At 67.3% G+C, this 7,640-nt stretch carries 9 protein-coding genes; 1 reads left to right on the top strand and 8 read right to left on the bottom strand.

Going from position 1 to position 7,640, the window contains the following annotated elements; genetic code table 11:
• Window positions 1-361 precede the first annotated feature (361 nt).
• Window positions 362-1,000 carry an NUDIX hydrolase gene (locus OXR63_RS04980; protein ID WP_267420497.1) on the bottom strand — a complete coding sequence of 213 codons (639 nt, stop codon included), beginning with the start codon at window positions 998-1,000 and terminating at the stop codon, window positions 362-364.
• Window positions 1,001-1,092: 92 nt separating this feature from the next.
• Between OXR63_RS04980 and OXR63_RS04975 the strand changes: the two genes are divergently transcribed.
• Complete coding sequence (locus tag OXR63_RS04975; protein WP_267420495.1) at window positions 1,093-2,034, top strand: ADP-ribosylglycohydrolase family protein; 942 nt, start codon at window positions 1,093-1,095, stop codon at window positions 2,032-2,034.
• Window positions 2,035-2,104: 70 nt separating this feature from the next.
• Here the strand turns inward: OXR63_RS04975 and OXR63_RS04970 are convergent, their stop codons facing one another.
• The 7 genes from OXR63_RS04970 to OXR63_RS04940 form a co-directional block, all read right to left on the bottom strand.
• Window positions 2,105-2,560, bottom strand: a complete 456-nt coding sequence (locus OXR63_RS04970) for a hypothetical protein (RefSeq protein ID WP_267420494.1) — start codon at window positions 2,558-2,560, stop codon at window positions 2,105-2,107.
• A 69-nt stretch (window positions 2,561-2,629) separates the two neighbouring features.
• The gene (locus OXR63_RS04965; RefSeq protein ID WP_267420492.1) at window positions 2,630-3,010 is read right to left on the bottom strand and encodes a hypothetical protein; all 381 of its coding nucleotides are present in this window, start codon (window positions 3,008-3,010) and stop codon (window positions 2,630-2,632) included.
• Between the two features lie 106 nt (window positions 3,011-3,116).
• A complete protein-coding gene (locus OXR63_RS04960; RefSeq protein ID WP_267420490.1) occupies window positions 3,117-3,590 on the bottom strand; it encodes a hypothetical protein in 474 nt (157 codons plus the stop codon).
• 35 nt (window positions 3,591-3,625) lie between these two features.
• Window positions 3,626-5,311: an alpha/beta hydrolase gene (locus OXR63_RS04955; protein WP_267420489.1), complete on the bottom strand. Its 1,686-nt coding sequence runs from the start codon at window positions 5,309-5,311 to the stop codon at window positions 3,626-3,628.
• On the bottom strand, window positions 5,308-5,589 hold the full coding sequence (locus tag OXR63_RS04950) for a hypothetical protein (protein WP_267420487.1): 282 nt from the start codon (window positions 5,587-5,589) through the stop codon (window positions 5,308-5,310). The genes OXR63_RS04955 and OXR63_RS04950 overlap by 4 nt, the downstream gene beginning before the upstream one ends.
• A 122-nt stretch (window positions 5,590-5,711) precedes the next feature.
• Complete coding sequence (locus tag OXR63_RS04945; protein WP_267420485.1) at window positions 5,712-6,230, bottom strand: hypothetical protein; 519 nt, start codon at window positions 6,228-6,230, stop codon at window positions 5,712-5,714.
• A 185-nt stretch (window positions 6,231-6,415) separates the two neighbouring features.
• Window positions 6,416-6,826, bottom strand: a complete 411-nt coding sequence (locus tag OXR63_RS04940; RefSeq protein ID WP_267420483.1) for a hypothetical protein — start codon at window positions 6,824-6,826, stop codon at window positions 6,416-6,418.
• Window positions 6,827-7,640 lie beyond the last annotated feature (814 nt).

Below are 7,640 nucleotides of genomic sequence, written 5' to 3'. Positions count from 1 at the left end.
CGCCGTGAGGAGCGAGAACGTCCCGCTGAGCCCGCCGACGCAGAGACCGAACCCGACGACCGACAAGAACCGTCCCAGCGCCGAGTCGGTGCCCGGCAGGAACACCCCGATGACTGCTCCGACGACGAAGCCGCCGATCGCGATCGGGATGGTGCGACGCCATGCCCGCCGTGCGATCTCGTCGAGTTCCCCCGTGCCTCCACCCTAGGAGGCGCGGCTGCTGTCCGGGGCGCAGTCGGCCGTCCAGGGGGACCGGCGTGGAGGCCTGGATCACCTCGTCAACGTCACCCGCGTTGCGGAGGTAGGCCGCGCCTCCAGTCCGGGTCTGCGCCGTCAGGCGACGTCGCGACCGGCCGGACCGCTACCGCCGGTACAACACCGCCGGCTTCCCCGGCCCCGCCGCCCGCTTCTCCGCGGTCGCCGTCAACATCGGCAGCATCGCCCGCCGGAACGAGTCCGGTAGCAGCCGCTCCCCGAGCACCGCCTCGTGCAACCCCCGCAACGCCGACATCGTGAACGGCGACGGCAGCAGCCCGTGCGGATCGGGAGCGCCCCGGTGGTCGGCCCGGAGCTGCGCCACCGCGAACTCGAGGATGTCGTCGTGCCCATGCACCATCCCGGTCGCCTCGCTGACGGGCGTGACCCGAGCCTCCATCGCGGTCTGCAGAGCAGCAGCCGGCACCACGTCGAGGTGTGCCACCGACAGCACCCACCCCCGGTCGTCCCGCGAGGGGTCGTCGAACACGTGCAGCTGCCGCGGCGCGAGCCCGGTCACACCGGCCTTGTCCCGCAGGGACCGCAGCACGGCGTCGGCGAGCCGTTCACCCTCGTGGACGAACGTCCCCGGCAACCGCCAGTCCCCGGCGACCTGATCGCGGACCTGGACGACGGAGAGCGGCCCCCCGATCGGCACGGTCAGGACGGCGGTGTCCACCGCGACCGAGGGCCGCGGGTAGTCCGTCAGCCGCTTGCCGCTGCTGTCCCGGAAGGTTTCGGTCATGTGGCGAGTTTACGCGCTCTTGCGCAAACGGGAAGCGCCATGCATGATGGGTTTACGCGATACTGCGTGAACTCGAACCGATCGGAGCGGCCATGACCCTCAACCCGGACATCTTCGACCGTGCGGTGGGCGCCGTCCTCGGATCCGCGGCGGGCGACGCCCTCGGCGCCGGCTACGAGTTCCAGCCGCCTGTCCCGGAGCCCACCCTGATCCGCATGAAGGGTGGCGGGATGTTCAACTGGGCACCGGGGGAGTGGACCGACGACACGAGCATGGCGGTCCCGATCCTGCGTGCACTCGCCCGCGGCGGGTCCTTCGCCGACGAGGCCGTCCTCAACAGCCTCGTCGCGGCCTGGGCCGACTGGGCGCGGACCGCCCCGGACGTCGGCATCCAGACACGGAGCGTCCTGACCGGGCTGGAGGCTCGCACCGCCTCCGCAGCGCGCGCTGCGGCCCGTCTCGAACACGACCAGAGCGGTCGTTCCGCCGGCAACGGGTCGCTGATGCGGACGACGCCGCTGGTCCTCGGGTACCTGGACGACGAGGCTGCGCTCGTCACGGCGGCGCGCGCGGTCAGTGACCTGACCCACTTCGAGGCGGACGCCGGTGACGGCTGCGTGCTCTGGTGCGTCGCGATCCGGCACGCGATCGTGCACGGGGCGCTCGACGTCCGGCGGGGGCTGGACTTCCTGCCCGAGGACCGCCGCGCGCTGTGGGCTGACCGGCTCCCCGCCGCCGAGGCCGGCGTTCCCGTCGACTTCACCGCGACGAACGGCTGGGTCGTCTCAGCGCTGCAGGCCGCGTACGCAGCGGTGCTCCGGACGGACTCGCTCGAGGACGCCCTCGTCGCCGCAGTCCGGTCGGGCAACGACACCGACACGGTCGCGGCGATCGCCGGAGGACTGGCGGGGGCCGTCCACGGCGCGTCGGCGCTTCCCGCGCAGTGGCGCGAGCTGCTGCACGGGTGGCCGGGGCTCCGCGCGGACGACCTCGTGGCGCTGAGCTCGCAGGCGTTGCGGGGCGCCGCAGCGTGAGTCAGCGCGGCGTCGGAGGCTTCGATGGGGGGAGCCTCCGGCGCCGCGGTCTTGGCAGAGGCGCCGCGAGTCAGTCGCCGTCGATCGTGAAGTCTTCGACGTTCCCCGTACCGCAGAACGACTGCACTTCGATGACCATGCGGCTCGTCGTGGCAGAGAACAGGATCACGTCGACGACGTCGTCCTGGGAGCCGACACGGTTCAGGATCTTGCCGTCCGCGCGCTCGACGCTCTGCGTGTTCGTGGCGAGTCCCTTGTCCCGCCAGAGTCGATCGATCCGTTCCATGGCGGCTCGCGGCTGGTCGACCCCGTCGGCGATCTGGTCCCACGAGAAGGAGACTCCTTCTTCACCGGACGGCGTGGTGCAGGCATCTGGAGAAGGCCCATCGCTCGTGCTCGTCCACTTGCCGCCGGCAGCAGCCATCGTGTCGCGGACCAGGGACTGCATCTGCTTGGACGCCTGCGTCGCCGTCAGCACGGGCGCGCTGGTCGCTCGGGTGCACCCCGTGACGGCGAGGACGATCATCAGGATGACAGCGGTCGTGCCGATACGGCGGGGAGCCGTGTGTGCTCCACTGCTTCTGGTCGAGAACACCTAGCTACCACTGTCATCAGTGAAGTCGTCGATGTTGCCCGTGCCGCAGAGCGACTGCACGTTGATCGACATGCGGCCCGTCGTGGCGTTGAACTGGATCGGGTCGACATCGCGCCCAGCCGAACCGACCCGATGCAAGGTCCTGCCGTCCGCTCGCTCGATGCTCTGCATCTTGGTTGCCAGTCCCTTGTCGCGCCAGGCACGGTCGACGCGCTGCATCACCACCTGCGGATCGCGCGGCCCATCGGCGTCTTGGTCCCATGAGAACCAGACGCCCTCGCTGCCGTCAGGCGTGGTGCACGCGTCGCCCGCTGGGCCGTGGCTCGCACTCGTCCACTCCCCACCAGCGGCGTTCATCGTGTCTCGGACGAGGGACTGCATCTGCTTCGATGCGTGCTCGGCGTCCTCCGTCGGCGCTCTGTTCGTCGAGGTGCATGCACTGACGGTGAGTGCGACCGCCAGGAGCAGCGACGACGCTGTACCGGCCCTACCCGTCGTTGTCACGATCGACGTAGTCCGAGACCTCTCCCGTTCCGCACAGGGACTCCACTTGTATCGAGGTCCGGTGCTCGCTCGCGTTGATCGAGATCGAACGGACGGGCTCACCTTCTCCCACCACCGTGTAGAGGGTCAGCCCATCTCCCCGCTGACCCTGCCGTTCTGCGTTCTTGAGGCCTTTGGCAGCCCAGTACTTCTCGATCCGGCGAACCAGCGATTCGGGGTCCGCGACGCCTGCGGCCCGCTGGTTCCAGGAGAACGAAACGCCAGAGCCTCCGTTGTCCAGACCACAGGCGTCTGGGGACGGCGCACCACCTACGCTGGTCCATTCACCGCCGGCTTCCGACATCGTGTCCCGCACGAACTGCTGCATCGCGGAGCGAGCCTCATCAGCGTTCATCACGTCTCCATCTTCATGCGGCTCGGCGCAGCCGGTCAGGGCCAGCGCTGCGGCGAGTGTCACGGCTCCTGACATCAGGAGGGCTCTTCGTTTGATCGTCAATTCGGGAAGCTCTTCGTCGTGGCGCGGGCGATGTTGTCGAGGGACTCGGTGTTCGTGTCAAAGTACCCGTAGTCATCCGGATGGTGCGGGCCATGGATGAGTGGATCGTGCGTTGTGACGCCGTGCATCTGCGGGTCGCCGGGCTGTCCTGCTGTCGGGAGGTACGTCGCGCCGAAGGACGCGACTGCTGGATCTGTGCGAGTCATGCTGAATGCCTGCCCGATCGAGGACCACTGATCCCCCTTGCCGCCGATGAAGGGCAGCACTCGCGGCGCTTGCGCTGCATAGACCACGCCCGCGTGGATGTCACCCGCATCGGCTATCCGGCGCTCGATACCCGCTGAGCCTGCCACTACGTAGGAATCGACACCGAGGTCGTGATCGGCCAGTGTGAGGGACGACATCGTGCTGCCGTAGGAATGTGCGACGACGTTGAGCGTGCCCTTGCTGTCGCCTCGGGTCGCGTTGAACCCGGCGAGGTCGTCAGCAAGGCGGGTCGAGCCCGCCCGAGCAAGATCTCCGTGGAGCACTGTCGTCGGTGTCGGGGTCGCGTAGTTGATCCAAGCCACGACAGCGGTCGTGTCGTCCGACCAGTCACCCTGCTTCGTGCGCAGGTTGTAGGCCGCCCGCTCCACGACGGTCATGTTCCGGGTATCTGAATTCATGCCCGGAACCACGTAGGTCACGTTCTCAGCTGTGTCCATGTCACCCATCGCGACTGCGGCGAGGGGCGGGTGCTCGGGATACAAGCTGATCAGAGACGTGCCGTCGTATTTCTTCAGAGCGGATTCGATGTTGCTGTAGGCGGCCGCATCAACACCTCCTGCTCTCCGCAGCTCGTTCTTGAGCGTTGCCCGGTTCGCCTTGTCGCGAGCCCAGTAGGCGACCCCGTTGAGGTTACCGATCAGCAGCGGGACACCGTCCACCAAGGCCTGCTGTGCGTCACTGTGCGTCGAGGCGCTGCCCTCGCCGTCCGGGCCACCGAGGGAGTTCCACCAGTCGGCGATGACCTTCGGGTCCCGGATCTGCCCCAGTCGATCGGTCACGGCCTTGTCGAGCCCGATCCGGGGGAGCGCGTCCGCCGGCTGACTCGCGAGCCAGGCGAGGAACGCTGCATCGCTCATTCCGTCGACCGCGGACGCAGACGGTGGGGGTGTGCCGAGTGCCTCGTCGCCCTGGAGCTTCGCGATGACGGCAGCATCGGCGGCCTGGCGGCGGGCGACGAGGTCATTCCACGACCGGTCGAGGGCCAGCTTCGTCGTCTGGTAGGCGACACCGAGCGCCGACGCCGTGACGACTTCGGTCATGGACTGGTCTTCATCGGCGGTGCTCAGACGGTCGAGCGTGCGAGTGCTCGATGCGATGTCCTGGTCGTTACGCCGCTGGGCGGCCTTGATCGTTCGGGCGTCGGACTGGATCTGCTCGAGCTTGGCAGCGTAGTCGGACAGCGCGAAGGCGACGGTGTCGATCCGACTCGACACGCGTCCGACCTGGGCCCGCACCTCCTGCGCCTTGGCGGTGAACGCCGTCCGGGATGCGGCTTCCCAGACGCTGCTGGTGGCAGACGACGCGGCGGTGCTGATCGAGTCACCGGCGTTGTCGACGGAGATCGCCCGTTGATCGAGTACCTGAGCGAGCCGTCGTATCGAGTCCACGTCGCCGGCCATCGGGTCGACGCTCATCCGTGTGCCTTCTTGGCGAGTTCGTCGTCTGCCTGGGTGAAGCTCGTCACGGTCGCTCGGACGCCGGATGCGAGAGCGGCGGCGGAGGCCGCGACCGACTGCAGCATCGCCGACTGGATCCGGACCGCGTTCTCGAGCGCGGCCGTCACCGCTGGGCTGCCGGTGTCGGCCCCTCCGGCTCGAGCGCTCAGCGTCAGGGCCGACAGGTCGTCTCCACTGCCGCTGACCTGGTCCGCGATCTGCCCGACTGCCCCCTTGTCGAACACGAGTTGCGCCATGTCATCACCCTCCCCCGAGATGGTACGAACGGCAGCATATCAGTAAGGCGGGCGGGCGAGGAGCAGCTCGATGTCGTCAGCCGCCGACCCCTTGTCCGCCTGGGGTGCGTCCGACCATAGGGCTACCTGGGCAGCCCCAACCGCTCGCACTCTGCCCACTGCTCGGGGCGGCGCTCGGCGATCCACGCGGTGAAATCCCCGTACCCGCGGTGGTTCGTGAAGACCATGAACTGCTTGTTCCGCTGCGCGTTCCAGGCGGTCAGGCTGATGAAGGTCGGACCACCGTTCGACTGCACTCCGTAGCGGAGGGTGTGGATGTCGTCGACCTCGCGACGGCGGAACCTGCCGAAGCCGGACTTCACGTCGTAGTGCCGGTCGTAGACGTTGATGCGACCGGCCGCGAGCACCAGTCCGAGCAGCAGCGACCCTGCTCCGAGACCGAGGAAGATCCCGTACGCGGGACTGTCGTCACTCGGTGTCGAGACCAGCTGCACGATGATCCCCGGTACTCCGATCAGCAGGCAGAAGGTGCCGAGGACCGTGAAGACGACCCCGGGGAACCGAGGCCGTCGGACGGCGATCATCGGCGCCACCTCCGCCTTGGTCGTGCTCCCGCCCCATGTGTTGATGCTGTCGCTCATCGTTCCCACTTCGACGACGACTGTATCGTCGGCGCAGGTCTTGGTAGCAGGGTGCCGCAGCTCAGTGCTCTGCGCGCGCCTCGTCGATCGCCGCGATGAGACGCGAGACGCGAGACGCGAGACGCGAGACGCGAGACGCGAGACGCGAGAGATTACGAAGCGGGCACGCATCCCGCTGTGCAGTTCTACCTCAAGCGCTCGCGACGGGCGCGGGGGACATCGCGGAGCACAGCGATTTCGTCGAGGGCCATGCCGAAGCCAATGCGGACCCGGTTCACCGCATGCGCCTGGAAGAACAGGGCTGACGGCGTGAGGATGAGTTTGTCGCCGGTAACCTCTGTATGCCTTTGACCCGCGTCGAGAAAGCCGAGTTCAACCGCCACTGATCGGTGGCTAGGGGCGTGGTCGGTGGGCAGATTGGCGCTCTTCCGCAGCAGCTCGTTCTTTCCGCCCTCGGGCTCGGGCCCGGGGATCAGCGTCATGACGCTCGTCGCAGCGAGGAAGACGGGTGTGATGGCGGCGATGAAGCGTGTTTTCAAACTGCGCGTGGTGTCGGTCGTGGAGGTCATCGGAACCTCTCCATCAATGATGCCCATGATCAGGATCGTGGTAAGGCATGCGGTGAGTTCGGTAGCCGGGATGGGCCTCCGGAGCGAGTACGAATGGTCCAAGGACGTCGACGAGCAGGACCATAGGGGTCTGCCGGACGTTGAAGCGGCTCGCCAGCTCAGGCTGCTCGGCGAGATCGATCTCCAGGCGGGTGACGCCGATGTGTCGGTCAGACGGAGTCCAGGAGCCGGAGACGCACGTCCCCCGCGACGGGTCTCGGTTCGCGCCATTCACCTTCGGCGCTCCTGGCCGGTGGCTTTGTCAGTACGTGCGCGTCGATGATGACACCGCGGTTCGTCAAGTTCAGTTCCCGACGTATGGCCTACGCGATTCCTGCCGCAGGAGTTTCCACAGGGCATCAGGGACGACGCATCGATAGTTCGGATTTGCGAACGTCAGGAGGAGAGCTAGTTGCCCGAGGAGTACCTCCACAGGCGACTCGAAAATGAGGTCGTCGCACGAGTTCCACCACTCGAAATCTGGGGAAACGTCCCGCTGAATCGGATCATCGACGCGCCGGAGCCAAACCTCTGGTACCCACGGGCCGGTGTGCGCAAAATGATACGAAATTCGCAAGCTGCCGGAATCGTTGCCTCCCCCAAGGAGCCGTGGGTGACCGAAAGTGTGCCGCAACCACCGGACGGTGTCAGCCGCTCGTTCGAAGTGGTGCGTTCGATCCCAGCCCTTTGTGTACTGCTTGGAGTCGATCAGCACAAGATGGTCTTGCTGCAAGCCTCGACGGCTCGAGCCATATCTCTCCGAAGGCTCTTGGAACTCACGAATGAAGAGGGCGGCGTCGAT

The sequence above is a fragment of the Curtobacterium sp. GC_Cur_3 genome (assembly GCF_026544205.1).
In the GTDB taxonomy this organism is placed as follows: Bacteria; Actinomycetota; Actinomycetes; order Actinomycetales; family Microbacteriaceae; genus Curtobacterium.
The sequence above is the reverse complement of the archived record's forward strand: the minus strand, read 5'-3'. Positions and strand labels throughout refer to the sequence as shown.